Source organism: Streptomyces sp. NPDC057543, from assembly GCF_042801895.1.
Taxonomy (GTDB): domain Bacteria; phylum Actinomycetota; class Actinomycetes; order Streptomycetales; family Streptomycetaceae; genus Streptomyces.
Genome location: NZ_JBHVFF010000227.1, coordinates 1 through 14,347, shown reverse-complemented (window position 1 = coordinate 14,347; position 14,347 = coordinate 1). Strand labels below are relative to the sequence as shown.

17 protein-coding genes are annotated in these 14,347 nt (G+C 68.0%); 6 read left to right on the top strand and 11 right to left on the bottom strand.

All coding sequences use genetic code 11. From position 1 onward, the window contains the following. The first annotated feature begins 349 nt into the window (after window positions 1-349). On the top strand, window positions 350-1,024 hold the full coding sequence (locus ACFU8Q_RS30060) for an ImmA/IrrE family metallo-endopeptidase (protein ID WP_384459623.1): 675 nt from the start codon (window positions 350-352) through the stop codon (window positions 1,022-1,024). A 79-nt stretch (window positions 1,025-1,103) separates the two neighbouring features. On the opposite strand, the gene ACFU8Q_RS30055 is transcribed toward ACFU8Q_RS30060, so the two are convergent. The 4 genes from ACFU8Q_RS30055 to ACFU8Q_RS30040 all read right to left on the bottom strand — a co-directional run bounded on the left by ACFU8Q_RS30055 (window position 1,104) and on the right by ACFU8Q_RS30040 (window position 4,424). Continuing rightward, the gene (locus ACFU8Q_RS30055) at window positions 1,104-1,541 is read right to left on the bottom strand and encodes an NUDIX domain-containing protein (RefSeq protein ID WP_384459620.1); all 438 of its coding nucleotides are present in this window, start codon (window positions 1,539-1,541) and stop codon (window positions 1,104-1,106) included. Window positions 1,542-1,571: 30 nt separating this feature from the next. After that, complete coding sequence (locus tag ACFU8Q_RS30050; RefSeq protein ID WP_384459617.1) at window positions 1,572-1,880, bottom strand: hypothetical protein; 309 nt, start codon at window positions 1,878-1,880, stop codon at window positions 1,572-1,574. A 425-nt stretch (window positions 1,881-2,305) separates the two neighbouring features. Continuing rightward, a complete protein-coding gene (locus ACFU8Q_RS30045) occupies window positions 2,306-2,932 on the bottom strand; it encodes a DedA family protein (protein ID WP_384459614.1) in 627 nt (208 codons plus the stop codon). A 946-nt stretch (window positions 2,933-3,878) separates the two neighbouring features. After that, window positions 3,879-4,424 (bottom strand): hypothetical protein, encoded by a 546-nt coding sequence (locus ACFU8Q_RS30040; protein ID WP_384459611.1) that lies wholly within the window; start codon window positions 4,422-4,424, stop codon window positions 3,879-3,881. A 491-nt stretch (window positions 4,425-4,915) separates the two neighbouring features. Here ACFU8Q_RS30040 and ACFU8Q_RS30035 point away from each other — a divergent pair, with 491 nt between their 5' ends. Beyond that, on the top strand, window positions 4,916-5,602 hold the full coding sequence (locus tag ACFU8Q_RS30035; protein ID WP_384459608.1) for a DUF402 domain-containing protein: 687 nt from the start codon (window positions 4,916-4,918) through the stop codon (window positions 5,600-5,602). Here the strand turns inward: ACFU8Q_RS30035 and ACFU8Q_RS30030 are convergent. Beyond that, complete coding sequence (locus tag ACFU8Q_RS30030) at window positions 5,493-5,840, bottom strand: DUF6207 family protein (RefSeq protein WP_384459604.1); 348 nt, start codon at window positions 5,838-5,840, stop codon at window positions 5,493-5,495. The two genes, ACFU8Q_RS30035 and ACFU8Q_RS30030, sit on opposite strands and share 110 nt — an antisense overlap. 755 nt (window positions 5,841-6,595) lie before the next feature. Here ACFU8Q_RS30030 and ACFU8Q_RS30025 point away from each other — a divergent pair. Further along, complete coding sequence (locus ACFU8Q_RS30025) at window positions 6,596-7,555, top strand: DUF5996 family protein (protein ID WP_384459626.1); 960 nt, start codon at window positions 6,596-6,598, stop codon at window positions 7,553-7,555. Window positions 7,556-7,709: 154 nt separating this feature from the next. On the opposite strand, the gene ACFU8Q_RS30020 is transcribed toward ACFU8Q_RS30025, so the two are convergent. The 4 genes from ACFU8Q_RS30020 to ACFU8Q_RS30005 form a co-directional block, all read right to left on the bottom strand. Then, complete coding sequence (locus ACFU8Q_RS30020) at window positions 7,710-8,648, bottom strand: MerR family transcriptional regulator (RefSeq protein WP_384459601.1); 939 nt, start codon at window positions 8,646-8,648, stop codon at window positions 7,710-7,712. Window positions 8,649-8,798: 150 nt separating this feature from the next. Next, window positions 8,799-9,437, bottom strand: coding sequence for a hypothetical protein (locus ACFU8Q_RS30015; RefSeq protein WP_384459599.1), 639 nt, complete (start codon window positions 9,435-9,437; stop codon window positions 8,799-8,801). A gap of 1,152 nt (window positions 9,438-10,589) precedes the next feature. Further along, window positions 10,590-11,012 carry a VOC family protein gene (locus ACFU8Q_RS30010; RefSeq protein WP_384459596.1) on the bottom strand — a complete coding sequence of 141 codons (423 nt, stop codon included), beginning with the start codon at window positions 11,010-11,012 and terminating at the stop codon, window positions 10,590-10,592. Window position 11,013: 1 nt separating this feature from the next. After that, complete coding sequence (locus ACFU8Q_RS30005) at window positions 11,014-11,334, bottom strand: ArsR/SmtB family transcription factor (RefSeq protein WP_384459593.1); 321 nt, start codon at window positions 11,332-11,334, stop codon at window positions 11,014-11,016. A gap of 30 nt (window positions 11,335-11,364) precedes the next feature. Here ACFU8Q_RS30005 and ACFU8Q_RS30000 point away from each other — a divergent pair, with 30 nt between their 5' ends. Then, window positions 11,365-11,547 carry a hypothetical protein gene (locus ACFU8Q_RS30000; protein ID WP_384459590.1) on the top strand — a complete coding sequence of 61 codons (183 nt, stop codon included), beginning with the start codon at window positions 11,365-11,367 and terminating at the stop codon, window positions 11,545-11,547. Window positions 11,548-11,704: 157 nt separating this feature from the next. On the opposite strand, the gene ACFU8Q_RS29995 is transcribed toward ACFU8Q_RS30000, so the two are convergent. Continuing rightward, on the bottom strand, window positions 11,705-11,878 hold the full coding sequence (locus ACFU8Q_RS29995) for a hypothetical protein (RefSeq protein ID WP_384459587.1): 174 nt from the start codon (window positions 11,876-11,878) through the stop codon (window positions 11,705-11,707). A 536-nt stretch (window positions 11,879-12,414) separates the two neighbouring features. Between ACFU8Q_RS29995 and ACFU8Q_RS29990 the strand changes: the two genes are divergently transcribed. Together ACFU8Q_RS29990 and ACFU8Q_RS29985 are read left to right on the top strand one after the other, a co-directional pair. Continuing rightward, window positions 12,415-12,684 carry a hypothetical protein gene (locus tag ACFU8Q_RS29990; RefSeq protein ID WP_384459584.1) on the top strand — a complete coding sequence of 90 codons (270 nt, stop codon included), beginning with the start codon at window positions 12,415-12,417 and terminating at the stop codon, window positions 12,682-12,684. A gap of 66 nt (window positions 12,685-12,750) precedes the next feature. Then, window positions 12,751-13,086: a hypothetical protein gene (locus ACFU8Q_RS29985; protein WP_384459581.1), complete on the top strand. Its 336-nt coding sequence runs from the start codon at window positions 12,751-12,753 to the stop codon at window positions 13,084-13,086. Between the two features lie 432 nt (window positions 13,087-13,518). Here the strand turns inward: ACFU8Q_RS29985 and ACFU8Q_RS29980 are convergent, their stop codons facing one another. After that, on the bottom strand, window positions 13,519-14,178 hold the full coding sequence (locus ACFU8Q_RS29980) for a DUF1707 domain-containing protein (protein ID WP_384459578.1): 660 nt from the start codon (window positions 14,176-14,178) through the stop codon (window positions 13,519-13,521). Between the last annotated feature and the right edge of the window lie 169 nt (window positions 14,179-14,347).

Below are 14,347 nucleotides of genomic sequence, written 5' to 3'. Positions count from 1 at the left end.
CGCACACCTGCCGGGCCCGCAGCGGATGGTCGGCCGCGGTGAACACCGCCATGATCTGCTGGTAGGCCGGATGATCCGGCAGTTTCGGTGCCGGCGGCGTGCGCAGCACACCGAAGTCCCAGCGAGAGCGTGCGCTCGCCTTCGCCGAGCAGGTCTGGGAGCTTACGTACGCGCTGGAACAGCGGATCCAGTTGCCTCTCGTCGATCTGCCCGGTTTCGCTGGCGGGGAGGTCCACCCCGGCGAGGAGCTGTCTACCGACCCCGCGTCCGCCGCCCGCGAGCTGCGCAGGCGCTGGGGCCTCGGCGACGGCCCTGGAGGCGGATGGAATCCCACGGGATCGTGGTGGTCATGCCACCTGCAAGTGATCCTTCCGCCGCGAGCGTGGACGCCTTCTCCACCCGGGCCGCGCGGCCGCTCGTCGTTCTGACCGCCAACCGGGTCGATGACATCTATCGGCACCGGTTCACAGCCGCCCATGAGCTGGGCCACCTTGTGCTTCACGGCGATGCCACCGGTGACAGCCGCCAGGAAAAGGAGGCAGACGCCTTCGCGGCCGAGTTCCTGACCCCTCAGGACAGCATCCTGCCGCTCCTGCCTCGGCGAATGGATCTTGCACGGCTGGCCGAGCTCAGAGGAGTCTGGGGAGTCTCCCTCCACTCGCTCGTCTACCGCTGCCGCGAGCTGGGGCTGATTTCCGACGCCACCGCCAGCAGGACGTATCAACGCCTACGCGCTCTCGACGGCCAGCCCGGCTTCACCGCGGAATCGGTCTCGAACTTCCCCGGTGAACAGCCTTCGCTACTCAGACAAGCCTTCGACCTGGCTGCCAAGGAAGCGGGCCTCTCGGTTCCCCAACTGGCGCATGAACTCGCCTGGACAAGCAAGAGGGTGCAGGACCTGCTGGGCGCCAGAGGCCGGTGCTCCGGCTGGTCCAGTAGCGGTCGCCGCTCGACCTCAGGAGCCGCGGGCGCGGTTCGCTGCCCGGATCTCCGCCAAGTCCTTCCGACATCAACACGGTGCTAAGCCAGCAGTGCATGGGAACGCCACCAGGGCCAACTCATCTCAGTGCCGGCCCCAGCGGTGTGTTGACGTGCTCGAAGGCTCAGAGCGATGCCTCGCCTCCGAGGCTTCCGGCACTGATGGCTCCCCGCAGGACGTGGGCGATCTCTTCGGGCTTGAGGTCGATGCCGTCGAGCCCCTCCACGGTCAGCGGGATCTCCTCCAGCGCGTATTCGCCGCGGCCCTCGGCGCTGAACTCGGGACCGGTGCGGTCATCGAAGGACCAGGTCGCGATGCGAGCGAGGTAGAAGAGCTGACGCTCGTCGTCGGACTCCATCGTGTGGAGGAGGCGGATGATGTCGGCCTTCCCTGCGATCTCCTCGTGGATCTCCCGGTGGAGGGCGGCTTCCCGGGAGTCGTCGCTGGGTTCGACGCCGCCGCCGGGCAGTACCCAGTACTCGGGGATATCGGGCTTGGTGCGGCGGATGACCAGCATCGTGTCGTCAGCGGTGACGAGGACGGCGCGGACTCGTTCGATCATGTCGGTCTGTCTCCTTGCTTATTGACGGTCTCAGTGCAGCAGCCAGCCGCCGTCGACGTGGACGGATTGCCCAGTGATGAACGAGGCGGAGACGCCGACCTGCTCCAGGTACTTCCCGCGCAGTGCGAAGCCGCCGAGGAGTGACATCAGGGCGAGGCCGACCACAAGGACGGGGTTGCCGCCGAGCGGCCCGCGGCCCTTGACGAACAGACCCGTGCCGGGGTGCAGCAGCAGTGCTCCCAGCGCGGCTCCGCCCACGACCAGAACGCACAACGCGGCCTGTGCGGCGTCGATCATGCCGTGCCGCCGTCGCCCGCCCGCCGTACGCACCCGCCCCACGCCGCACCCCTCCCTTGCGAACCGGCAGCCTCGAGTACCGGTCGCCGGCGATCAAGAAGATCAAAAGGCAGGCCGCGAGCGAGCACCCACACCCGTCACTCACCGCAGCCGTCACGTTGCCGAGAAGACATCAGTAACTCTCCGCGACCGCTCCCCGAGATCTGTGCCAGAACCGAGTTTCGACAGTAGTTGGCGATCACCGCACTCGCAGATGTTCACGGGAAATGGTTCTGGTACACATTCCGTGAGCGATCTCGAGTCCGGCCTCACCAGACCCCGGTGACGCGCGGTCCGCGCAGCTCACATGACGCGCGCGCCTACTGCTGGCGAGAGCCGTATCCGCTGGCCGAGGACATCGCCTCGGAGGCTGTGACCAGCGCGGATGCTTGTCGCCGGATCCAAAGACCTTGATGCGGAAGGGATGATCAGCCCGCCGCGCGACGGCGGCTCACAACGGCGCGGGCCACGAGTGCGAGAATCAGCACGCCGAGGGCGATGAGGAGATAGGTCGAATATCGGTTGACCTCGGTATAGATGGTGGTGATGTGGTTGCCGGCGAAGTAGCCGACGCCCGCCCACAAGCCGACCCACAGTGCCGCCCCGAGCGCATTGAAGGCGACGAAGCGGGTCCAGCGCATCTCGGCGGCACCGGCGATGATGCCGTTGACCTGGCGCAGCCCCTCGACGAAGCGCGCGACGGTGACGACCTTCCCGCCATGGCGGGTGAAGAATTTCTCGGCCTTCTCGTACCGTTCGGGCGGGAGAAAGACGTACCTGCCGTAGCGCTGCACCAGGGCGTGTCCTCCGGTGCGGCCGATGAGGTAGCCGACGTTGTCGCCGAGGATGGCAGCGAGGACGCCGATGGCGATGACGGCGATGATGTTGAGCTGCCCGGCCCCCGCATACACGGCAGCGGCGATCAGGATCGTCTCGCCGGGGACGGGGATGCCGAAGTCCTCCACGAAGATCAGGCCGCCTACGGCCCAGTAGCCCCAGTGCTCCAGGATCGGTGCGATGTTACCGAGAAACCCGGGTAGCGGTGGTGCGCTCATGCAGATCTCGTTCCTTCCGCAAAATAGCGAGTCCGGTTGTCATGCGTTTCGGACCGGGCCGCGCCGGGAGTGGTCGTGTTCAGGCTATTGCTGCGCCGGCGGTACCGAACCGGAGGCGTGGGGGGCGATGAGGCCGGAACGGCTGCCTCTCTCGGCTGCGCCTCGATTTCTTCGGTGTGGCCGCGCGGTACTGGCCGGTCCGCGCCTTCCCGCTCTACCCACTGTGCGAGGGCCGTCACACCTCGCTGGGGCGCGGCGGGTCAGTGATTGGGTCAGCAGGCGTCGGCGCCGTCTCGGCCTGGCCATGGCCCCGGGCATCCGGCCGATCTTTGTCCCGTTCGGCGCCCGGGCAGGGTTGCTGTCCGGTCGGGGTCGTGCAACGGGTTACGCCATGGTACGCCGCCACCAAGCTGGCCGAGGAGACCGTCGCCGCCGCCCGGAAAGAACTGGTCGCGGCTGGCAAGGAGGAGAGCGAACTCTCCATCCCTCCAAACATCAAGGAGCAGAGGAACCTCGGCTCCGCGCTGACCTCCGCGACCAGGGCAGCCCACACGCTCGCCGAACTGTCCCAGTTGCCCTCTGGGCTCGATGGTGTTCGGTTCCTGGGATGCGGTCAGCGAGTGGAAGGAGCGACTGCGCGGCGTCGAGGAGATGCTGGGCGGAGTTTCCTGGACCTTGCCGTCGCGCGTCCGCCCCGGTCAGCCTGGCTGGCGTAGTCCTGCGATGAGGAGTGCGACCAGCTGGCGTGCGTCGTAGCGGCACTCACCACTCGTGCGCCATAGACGGCTTCGGGTTGCGGAGACGAGTAGAGCAGCGCACTGCTGCTGTACAGCTCGTACTGGGTACCGCTGGGTCCGCTCCAGGTCGCGTCGTTACTTCGGGTCGGCGTCCGGCCCTGGTCTCGCGCGCGGAAGCCAGTCGGCCATCGAGTGTCTCTAGTGGCTTGTCACGCTGCCTTGGCCGGGTATTCGGTCCACTGGCGGATCGGGGAGTCGGGCGCGAAGTTGGTTTTCGGTTCGGCGCGGGAGCGGAAGAGGGCGGAGCCGAGGTCCCAGCCGCAGTCCAGCGGGGTGCTCCGGCCGACGAAGCGCGGGTCCATGCCGATCAGGTCGTAGCGGTCGGCGACCTCTCCCATCACCTCCGACTTGGTCAGTGGCACGTGGAGGCTGGGGCCGGCCGGTCCGCCGTCGTTGAGCAGCAGCGGGCCGACGCGGTGGGCGGTGTCGGTGGCCTTCAGGCGGGATATGGCGACGGTGATGGTGCGACCGCCGGGGTCGGCGTAGTCGAGCGGCACGGTGATGTCGGTGCAGTCGGCGCCGGCGGCGTCCAGCTTTTGGCCGACCTCGTCGCCGGCGCCGAGGGCGCAGGCGTGCCAGTCGACGTGCTGGCCGTGGAAGCGGGCGAACGAGTCCGGGGCGGCGGTGGTCGTCGCGGTGGCGGCGAGCATCGCCGCGCACGCCGCGAAACCCTTGATGCGTAGGGACGTTGACACGCCCGTACGGGCGGCGGACACCTCAGCACACTCCGGGAAAGCCCTGAAACCGGGTGGAGTTATCCCGAAAAAGACTCAGCCCACACGGGCGTGAGTAGGGGATGTCTCAGTCGCTTGTCGTCGGTTCCTGCCGGTTGTCCTGCGCTGTGGGTACGAGCAGTGTGTCCCACTGGTCGGGGCGACCGAATTAGCCGTAGCCGATGATGCAGTTCGTGGTCTCGCGCTGGTGCCTGACCCAGCCCGGTGCGATCGCCCACATAGAACCCCTCGCCGCCGAACTCGCGAGCCCTGGTACGAGATCGGCGTCGACGACGCGCACCGGCGCCGCAAGCGATACCCCGAGCCGGTCTGCCCGCTGACGGCTGGGGCAAGCCGAAGTCGACTCTGGGCAAGCCGCCCCGCGCGGTAGCTTGCCCAGCCCGGCCCAGCCGCGCTGTGGTGGTGCCTGCCCGGCCGGACGTTCCGGCCGGGCGGTCGCGAAGGAGGACGTGGTGGAGAGCTTCAATGCGGGGGAGACGGTCGTACGCCGCGACGTGCACCGCTCCGGGCGGGTGTGGAGCGAGCAGGCGTTACGGGTCATCGCCGACACGAGCGAGGCGTTGGTGACCGCGTGCGCGCCCGGGGCGGAGGCCCGCTGGCCCACCCTGTACGCCAAGGCCCGCGCCAACGGCGACCGGTCGGTGCGCACTGAGGCGTTCGACGCGATGGCGACGGGGGAGTGGGAACTCGCGGACAGCCGGTGGCAGGAGACCGAACTGCTGCTGTGGAAGCAGCCCGGCGCCTGGTTCAGCGTCAACGCCTTCTTCGTCTCCAACGGGGTGGGGCGCCGACTGCGGAACTGGTACGTGAATTTTGAGCGGCCCTCCGTCCGGGACGCCGCCGGGTTCGACACCTTCGACCTGACCGTGGACCTGGTCATCGACCCCGACCTCAGCCAGTACGAGTGGAAGGACGTGGACGAGTACGCGCACGTGCGGCGGCTCGGCATCGTCACTGACACCGAGCACCAGGCCGTCGACGACGCCCGCGCCCAGGCCCTTGCGATGCTCGCCGACCGCTCGGGCCCGTTCAAGGCCGCCGCCGAGTGGAGGTCCTGGCGCTGGGACCCGACCTGGCCCATGCCGCGCCTGCCCCGGCGTACTGAGGATCCGGGACCGGCGAGCGGCCCGCGCTCTTGACCGTCAACACCACCGCGAGCGCCACCCCGAACCGATCGGCCGCATCTACTCCGCGGTGCCACGACGCCGGATGTCCGCATACCCCCGCCCTCACGCCCGCCTCTCCTGGAGCTTGCCGCACCGGAGTGATCCCGGAGGTGGCCCACCGCTGCTGCAAGCTGATCACCGCACAGACGGTGTTCTCGTCGGCGGCGGTGACGTTCGGGATCACGAGGCCCGGTTGTGAGGTGCTGCTCATCGATACGCATGCCCCCCGATGACGACGTGGCGCGGCCGGCCCGGTTCGTCGGCATCCCCGTGACCGCCCGGACGAGTGACAACCGTAGCCGCACCGCTCTCCGCAGGTCGCGGGGGTGCTACCGGGCCCTGTAGACAGAGAAAGTGCAGTCTGCGGTCTGTGACAGGACGACTGCCCCTCACGCCGGGGCCCGCGCCGCCCCCGGGCGCGGGCCCGGGCGACGCCCGATGGAAGCAGCCGACGGGGTGCCAGGCCCGAAGCCCACACCCGTCACCCTGGCTGGCTGACGGGTGCTGTGCCCTCCGGTGGAGCCGATGCCGGCCCAGGGCCCGTCAGAGAGGGCCACGGCGTGGACCTGCGGGCCGGAACAAGGGGCGCCGAGATCACGACAGTTGCCGGTCAGACCCCGGGGTACAGCTGGCCGACGGGGCAGTAACCCTGGCCGACGATGTTCTGGTCACCATCGGCCACGTATAACGTTCCAGGGCCGCCGTGTCATGGCGAGTGAGTTGCCCGCGGTCACCGTACTGTTCTCTTGCTGGAAGGACGGTGCGAGCCTTGCCATGGCCCCGAGCGATACCTTGGGACGTACGCACTCGTCCGCCAGACCGTCGCAACGGTCTGGTGAAGCTGGGCAGCCCGATCCGGGGAACGCCGGGGAGAGTGACAAGCGACCCCGGCAACGGGGCGGGACGTGCCAGGACTACGGGACGGTGCGAGTCCGTTCAGCAAGGTCAGAGGGAAGGGTGATGACCATGGAGCTGTTCCTGCCGATCCCGCTTGCCGAGTGGCGTGACACCAAGGAGACGCTCCAGCGCTTCGCGCAGATCGTCGGGAAGATCCGTCTCGCCGCCAGCGCCCGGCGCAACCACTGGTGGAATGTCCCGTTCCACCTCACGGGGCGCGGTATCACGACGCGCCCAATGGGGCAGGTCGACGGCAACCCGATCTTCACGATGGACTTCGACTTCGTCGCGCATCGGCTGGTCGTCTCGACGCTGGACGGCCGGGAGATCTCCTTTCCGCTCGTCGGCCAGTCCGTTGCGTCCTTCCACGACGCGGTCATGGAGTCGCTGGCAACGTTGGGAATCCGGGTGCGGCTAGACGTGCCCAGGCCCTTCGACCTGCCCGACTCCGGCCGGCCGTTCGCCGAGGACGCCGAGCATGCGACGTACGAGCCCGCGCAGGCCAACCGCTACTGGCGGGTCCTCAGCCAGGTGGCGTCGGTGCTGGAGGAATTTGCCGCGGGGTATTCGGGGAAGGTGAGCCCGGTGCACCACTTCTGGCACACCTTCGACATTGCGCACACCCGGTTCTCCGAGCGTCACATCGAGCAGCCTCAGAAGCTGGACCCTGTCACCCGGGAGGCGTACTCCCGGGAGGTGATCAGCTTTGGCTTCTGGTTCGGAGACGACACCTTCCCCGCGCCCGCGTTCTACTCCTACACCGCTCCGGAACCGGCGCGCCTGGCCGAGGAGCCGCTCGAGCCCGCGGCGGCGCACTGGGTCGCCCAGAACGACAGCCACCTGGCCGTACTGCCGTACGACGAGGTCCGTGCCGAGGCCGACCCGCGTGGCGCCGTACTCGCCTTCTACGAGAGCGCGTACCGGGCCGGTGCCCGGCGCGCTGGATGGCCGATCGACCCGCTCGCATGCCCGGGCGGGGTGACGGACCCGCAACTGCGATCCCACAGACCCCACCCGGCTTCCGGCTGAGGCCCAACAGCAACCGCGAACCCCACGGCGGCATGGCCACCCGGCCACCGCCCCGGTCAGATGTCGCTGCGCGCCAGCTCGCCCCTGAGTGGACCCGTCGCCTGGCCCTGCACTTCCGCGCGCGTCCGCCCCATGCCGCCTTGCGACCGCCCCGTCATTGCGGTGTCCGGACGCGCAGAGCCTGGACGGACCAATCGAACACTGGAGCCAGACTCTCCGGGGCCGGCCAGCCGTTGACCACTGCGAGCAGCTGGAGGTATCGCTCCCTGCGTGGGTCGTTCACGCTCTCCAGCCGAGTCGCCAGCCGGCGGCGAAGCTCGACGTCGTCGCGGCGGCCGAGGAGATGCGCGTAGTGCGCCGTGAACTCCGCGACGATCGGATCGGCCTGGGATGAGGCCGGGTCGATGCCTGCGGTCAGGGCCGGGCCGGCCTGGTCACGGACGGCTGCGGCAATGTCGCGGCGCGGGCCTATCGTGTCGCCATGGGCCTGTTCGGCTGCCTGGTCCTCGGCCATCCGCCGCACGGCGGCGCGGAAATCCGGGTCCAGGGACATTTCGGCTAGCTCCACCCACGCCTGGACCTGCTCCGCCTCCGGGTTGTCGGGCAACTCGGGGGTCATCGAGCGCATGACCCCTGCGAATGTGGGGGCGGGATCAAGACCGCCGAAGACGACGTCGAGGAAGTCGCCGATCAGACGTCGGCGTTCGTCCTCGGAGAGCTGGGCCAGCCGGTGCATGAGTTCCGTCTCCTCAAGTGTGGACCCGCGCTCGGCCACCGCCGTCAGCACCGCGCGTCGCAGGCGCAGGACGCGGATCTGCACTGCCAGTGCTTCGGCGTGCACCGCGGCGACCTCGGGAAGCGAGATCTCGCGGTCCACGACCTTGCGGATCGTGGGAAGGTCCAGTCCCAGCTCGCGCAGGGTCCGCACGAGGTCCAGGCGTGCGACGGCATCGATGCTGTAGAGGCGGTAGCCGGCCGGGCTGCGTTCCGTCGGCGCCACGATTCCGCGATCGGAGTAGAACCGAATGGTCTTGACCGTGAGACCGGTCCGTCGAGCGAGCTCGCCGATCGAGTAGAGCGTGTCGCCGTCCATGCCCCCACCTTTGTGTCTCCCCCTACTGGAGACTCAAGTCCCTTCGCCTGCCAGCAGCCAACCACTCCTCATCCACAAGTCTTGACAATTCCTCGGAGCGGCCACCGGACCGCCCCCTGGTGGCGATGAGATGGGCGCTCCTGAGAGTGCTCAGCCGGCCACTGCCTCCTGCTGAGGGCCGGCCGCAGTAGGCTCCGAGGCGGCCGTCGCGGTGTAGAAGACGGACGAGCCCTGCTTGGTGCGCTGAGCCTGGCTCTTGGCAACCAGCCCTTCGAGGGCGGTACGCACGACGGTGGTCTTGACGCCGCGGTCAGGGTGGGCCTGCGTGAGCGCGGCGGAGATTTCGGTGGCGGAACGCGGCTCGCGCTGCTGCTCCAGGTGGCCGCGGATCAGGTTGACGAGGGTCGGCTTGGTGTCTGTCTTGGGCGCCTTCGCGGACGGCGCCTTCGCGGACGCGGCCTTGGAGGCGCTCTTCTTGGATGCCGTCGCCTTTGCACTCGTGGCGGACGCCTTCTTTGGCTTGCTCTGCTGGGGTTCGGCCGTGGCCTGGCGCGGCACGGTCGGCGCGGCCGTGGTGTCTGCCTCGCCGGTGGGGCTCGCGCCGCCAAGCGCCTCCTGCATGCTCACCAGCACGGAGTGGTCGTGCTGCAGGGCACCCAACTGCTCCTGCAGCGCCCCGATTTCCGCACTGATACGTTTCTGCTCCTTGACGTTGCGTTCAAGGTCACCCGTTACCTGGGCGATGTACTGCGACGTCAGTCCTGTGGTGTGGGCCTGAATTTCAGACATGTCATGGGCCTTTCTGCAGCTTGCGGACACGGCTGTGAAAACCACGAACCCGATCCGCGAGCGGGTGGGGGAGGGTGCCCCGTCTGCGCTGACTGGGACACCCACAGGGCACAACTGCCGCAATGTGCAGCAGTGTCTAGAGATATTACGCACGAGTAGGGCCCTGATGTGCCAGTCGAGTGATGTCTTACTCTTTCCTTCAGGGTGAGGAGCCAGCAGATGCGGGGCGCGCAACGATGAGACTGACCGGGGCGCTGTCACACTGCTGAACCGCCGTGCGGTCACCTGGTTCGGGCAGACAGGGCCTGGGGCCCAGGAACCGGGGCCGAGAACCTCCAGGGTGCACGGACCAAGTCGGGTCAACAGAACGACGATTAAGTCCGTGACCTTCGATGTCGGGCGGGATGGCGTTGCCGCGATCATCTGCAGCACTTCTGTGGCAAGCGTGTCCGATGTGCTTTCGCCCCCTCCGCGGCTGCTGTTGGTGGCATCGACGCGAGTCGGAGCAGAGTTCTCATGTACGAGGCGGGTCCCAGGACACGCCTTCGTGATCGATTCGAAGGTCCATGCTCCGACGGCGTCCACGGCCACGAGGCGGTCGAGTGTCGCGGTCAGTGTGTTCCGATCGAGTCCGCAGGTACGGGTCAGGTGATCCGCTTCCATGCTGGTCCGCCCGGCGCCGGGGGAGTGGTGCGCGGCGAGCACCAGTGCGGTCAGACGGTCTGAGGCCGGCAAGGCACGCAGACGTGGCCGGGAGACCACACGCAGAGCCCAGTCTGAAGCCCGGTGACGGTCGTGCCGGGCGGGCCCCTGGGTGAGGACGGTTGCATCGAGCAGTTGCGCGGCGGCAGTTCTCTGCCCCATCTGCTCTGCGGGATGCGGCAGACGGTGCAGCCAGCGGGCGTCCTTTACGAGTTGGTGCGTGATAGCGGGTGAAGCGTCCGCGCTGATGGATGACATGATCCATCTGTGACGATCAAGGCCAATCGAGCGGTCCTCGCGCATCGGCTCTTCACCGGGATCTACCGGCGTCATCTGAGCTGTTTGGCATTGGCACAGGAGTTGGCCCAGCCGTGGCAGGCCGCAGTTGAAGGCCGCCGTCATGGAGTATGAGGCGGGGCGAGAAAGCGGGACGTGAGACGGCCGCGGAAGTCAGCCCGCGTATACGGTGCCGCGCTCGACGAAGCACAGCGGGTTGCCCCAGGGGTCATCGGCGTAGAACGACCGCTCGCCCCACGGACGGACGACGATGGCCCCGGCGCTTTGGTCGTGGACGAGTTCCGTGGACAGGCAGCCGAGGACCTTGGCGCGGGCGAAGACGGCTTCGAGGTTCTCGACGGTGAAGTACAGGGCCTTCGCCGCGGCGTGCGGCGTTCCATTGGCCGAGACGTCCATGACTGACAGGGTGACGGGCCCGCAGTCGAAGTAGGAGCGGGCTCCGGCCTGCCGGTGGCCTTCGATGCCGAACAGCTCGCTGTAGAAGGCGATGGCCCGGTCGAGGTCGCCGACCTCGACGCTGAGGCGGAAGAGCTGAGGAGTGTCGGGCCGGGTAACCGGTGCGGTGGCAGCTGCCATGTCAGGGGGTCTCCTTCGTGGGGTCGGGCGTGATGGAGAAGTGCGCGAGCCAGTCGCGTAGGAGGCCCAGGCGCTTGCGTTCGAGGTGGTAGATCCGCATGCGGCCGTCGCGTGCCCTGCTGAGCAGGCCAGCGGCCGCGAGGATCTGCAGGTGGCGGGTGGTCGTCTGCCAGGCATGTGAGAACACCGCGGCGATCTCGCCGGCGGCCATCGATCCGCCGTTGAAGTAGATGGTGAGCAGCACCCGTCGGCGCGCCGGGTGTGCCAGCGCACTGAACACCGCCTCGTACGCATCCTCATGGCGCCCGGGCTCGTCGACCATCTCCCACCCATCTCGCTGAATGTTCAGAGGATGGCGGCTGGCCCCTTCAGAGACCGGGCGCTGCTGTTCGTCGTCGTGAACATCCGAGACGCGCCGGCCGCCGTAGTGCCTCCCAAACTGCTGACGAAACGCTGCTCGTCGTCGCGTGCAGAGCCAGTTGCCGAGGGATTGCAGGAGGTGTATTTCAAGGACGGCGGGCCGACGCGCGAATGACCTGCTCGTGGAATTCACCGCCATCGATTACCTCGACACCGACTATGCCTGACCGGCGTACCGGCTACCGCGCGGCATCCACTGTTGCAGGACATCCAGCAGCCCGCCGTTGAACCTTGGTTCGGTATAACGACGGGCTGCGTCGGTAGGGGCGTTACTACAGCTCCCGCTCGATCTGGTTCTCGCTGACCTTGTCTTCGCGCATGGTCGTCTCGTTCTGGACGGCGTAGCGAGTCTGTTTCCCGCTGCCCTCGGCACTGCGGATCTCGCCCCGCTGAAGCTCGTCCTGCTGGTCCCGGTACTCCACGTGCTGTCCCTTGCGGTAGGGCATGGGGATCTCCAAGTCTCGTGTGGGTCGGCGGGGGTCTGGCCTCGCTCGTTCGGCAGCGGGCGCCCCGCCCTCTTGGCGCCCCGCGACTATCGCCAGGCGCACTGACAGCCCACCCCCAACTCCGCCCTACGGCAATTACTACGGGCCGAATGGAGGACGTCTTGCCCGCCACCGCGTCAACGTTCTCTGGACCTTCCTCTGCGACCGACAGCTACGAGCCCGTGCCACCCATCGCTCTCGCGGCTTGGCATCCAGTCCGGGCAGCGTGGTTGCCTGAGTCGGGCGGTGCGCACTGCCGGGATGGACCGAGTCCCGTCGCAGCAGACGGATCCAGCTCCGAGAGCGGGCGCCCGTCCCCGACGACCCCGAGGACTCGGAGGCCGGCCGCGACCTGCCGCCCGAGGTCATGCGGCAGCTGTGCGCCCACCTCGACTACCTATCCCGGCGCCGACCGCGTCCTACTTCTCCAGGACCCAGTCCGTACGGTGACCGAGCCCGGACTGACGACATCCGGAGCCACAGCCGACGGTGCCACCATGACGCTCTACCTGACGATCGCCTTGCTGCTGGCGGGTCTGCTGCCTGCGGTCCTCCTCACCATGACGGTCGACGCCACACTCGGCTACTCCCCGCTGGAGATGGGCCCGCGCCGTAGAGCGCAGCCCATTGTCCGCATCGCCCGTACATCGACCTTTGTGGCGAAGGCGGGCATCGGAGCGGTGACCGGTTTAGTGTCGGGCAGCGCCGTGATCGCCATCGCACTGTGGGGCCTGGACGTGGAACCCGACCGGCCCGTGCAGCTCTAGCTGTTCGCCGGTCTGACCTGTGCGGCGGTCACCCTGCTGACGCTGGCACTGTTCGCGATCTTCGGCATGGCGGGTCAGGTGATCGCGCTGCTTATGGTGACCATGTTCGGTATCCGCCTCTCCGGCGGCACGATCCCTGTACAGGCCCAGCCGGCCTTCGCCGCGGCGGTGGGCGACCTCCTCCCGGCCCGGCACGTCACGGAAGGCATCCGCGCGCTGCTCTTCTTCGACGGACTTGGCCCTGGCCTGCTCCGAGCATGGCTGGTCATGGGCGCCTACGCGGTCGTGGCGTTCCTCGTTGGCCTCGCGGTTGCCCGGCTGTACGGCCATCGTGGTTTCGACCGCGCGACAGCCCTGGAACTTGCCCGTCACCCCCACCCGACGGTGGCCGCCACCGCCTGACATACGTGCTCCGGGCGCCCAACCCCGGCCGCCAGGAGCATCCGGACGGCTTGAGGCTCCTCCCTGGTCCTTCAACCGTCCTGTCGAAGGTGGAGCAGGCTGCGACATGTCGAGGTCGCGGGCATGGGGCACAGGGCTGAACATCGAACGGCAGGCATCCGTGGAGGTCACCGCAGGGAGTACAAGGACGTCTACTTCATCGAGGACGGCCAGCAGGGCCGCCCCGCTCGGATGATCCCCCGAGGGGCGGAGGGGGTCGGCAGAAACAGTAATTCGCCCACCGCTGACAGCGACCGTGTTGACGTGCAAGGACGCCCCCTGCGTTCCTCAAACGAGGGGAGGCTTTCCTGGGGCCAAATGAGGTGAGTCCTTGACCTGCGGCTTCGTAATTTTCCGCAAGGCCCCCGTCACTCGGTTTCGTGGGCGATGGAGTCAAGCGCCTACAGAAAGAGACGTGGGCCTGCGCAGCAGCCACTGCCCGAACGTCCGACGCGGGGGCCGCACCACCACGCGGCCGTGGGCCTTCCGACCGACCAGCTCCACTCGCAGAGTGACCGGCGTGTCGGGATTCGTGGGAGTCTGACGGTACTTGACCCTGCTGTGTGCCAGCTGCAGACCATCGGTATCGACCACGATGCCCGGCCTCGTGACCAGTGTCAGGGTCTTCCCCGTCATGTCCACGTCGATCTGCAAGGTGTCGTGCGTGATCACTGCGTCAGTGAAGTCAAGCGTCACCCTGCAGAACGTCACCGCGAGCTCCAGCCTCCGCGGCACCACCCAGCGCCCCACGCGCAGGACCGCGCCGCTGTGGGCCTGTTTGATCCGAACTACGTCCTTGACCTCTGCTCCAGTCGCGCCGACCGTGGCCGATACGGGCGGCAGGTCAGCGGTGAGCATGGCCAGTTCGCTCAGAGTCCGCGCTGACAGGGCAGCTTCCAGGCGCTCGTCCAACTCGTCCGCGGCCAGCAGGCCGTCCCCCGCCGCGATACGCAGCACATCCACCACCCGGTCCCGGTCGGCATGAGAGGCTCGCAGCTCGGACGACGAGCCGGGGCCGGAGCGCTTCCCGGTGGGCGAAATCTCTCCCGACATGCTTCCGTCCTGGTCCTGTCGAACGTCTCCGCGCAACGCAGCGGAGCGAGTAGAAGACTAACGCTATATCGCGATATGAATCACGGAAAGGCGATGGCCAGCGGCGATTCACGGCGTGTGGTCCTCGGATTGCCCCGCTCGCGCGGGAGCGCCCCGCGGCGCGTGGCCG

Bases quoted from the DNA above. Each gene is read 5' to 3' on its own strand.
- ACFU8Q_RS29990 (WP_384459584.1), top strand. From the start codon at position 12,415: ATGACGCTCTACCTGACGATCGCCTTGCTGCTGGCGGGTCTGCTGCCT.
- ACFU8Q_RS30025 (WP_384459626.1), top strand. From the start codon at position 6,596: ATGGAGCTGTTCCTGCCGATCCCGCTTGCCGAGTGGCGTGACACCAAG.
- ACFU8Q_RS30015 (WP_384459599.1), bottom strand. From the start codon at position 9,437: ATGTCTGAAATTCAGGCCCACACCACAGGACTGACGTCGCAGTACATC.
- ACFU8Q_RS30020 (WP_384459601.1), bottom strand. From the start codon at position 8,648: ATGGACGGCGACACGCTCTACTCGATCGGCGAGCTCGCTCGACGGACC.
- ACFU8Q_RS29985 (WP_384459581.1), top strand. From the start codon at position 12,751: ATGGCGGGTCAGGTGATCGCGCTGCTTATGGTGACCATGTTCGGTATC.
- ACFU8Q_RS30000 (WP_384459590.1), top strand. From the start codon at position 11,365: ATGGCGGCTGGCCCCTTCAGAGACCGGGCGCTGCTGTTCGTCGTCGTG.
- ACFU8Q_RS29995 (WP_384459587.1), bottom strand. From the start codon at position 11,878: ATGCCCTACCGCAAGGGACAGCACGTGGAGTACCGGGACCAGCAGGAC.
- ACFU8Q_RS30030 (WP_384459604.1), bottom strand. From the start codon at position 5,840: ATGAGCAGCACCTCACAACCGGGCCTCGTGATCCCGAACGTCACCGCC.
- ACFU8Q_RS30010 (WP_384459596.1), bottom strand. From the start codon at position 11,012: ATGGCAGCTGCCACCGCACCGGTTACCCGGCCCGACACTCCTCAGCTC.
- ACFU8Q_RS29980 (WP_384459578.1), bottom strand. From the start codon at position 14,178: ATGTCGGGAGAGATTTCGCCCACCGGGAAGCGCTCCGGCCCCGGCTCG.
- ACFU8Q_RS30060 (WP_384459623.1), top strand. From the start codon at position 350: ATGCCACCTGCAAGTGATCCTTCCGCCGCGAGCGTGGACGCCTTCTCC.
- ACFU8Q_RS30055 (WP_384459620.1), bottom strand. From the start codon at position 1,541: ATGATCGAACGAGTCCGCGCCGTCCTCGTCACCGCTGACGACACGATG.
- ACFU8Q_RS30045 (WP_384459614.1), bottom strand. From the start codon at position 2,932: ATGAGCGCACCACCGCTACCCGGGTTTCTCGGTAACATCGCACCGATC.
- ACFU8Q_RS30005 (WP_384459593.1), bottom strand. From the start codon at position 11,334: ATGGTCGACGAGCCCGGGCGCCATGAGGATGCGTACGAGGCGGTGTTC.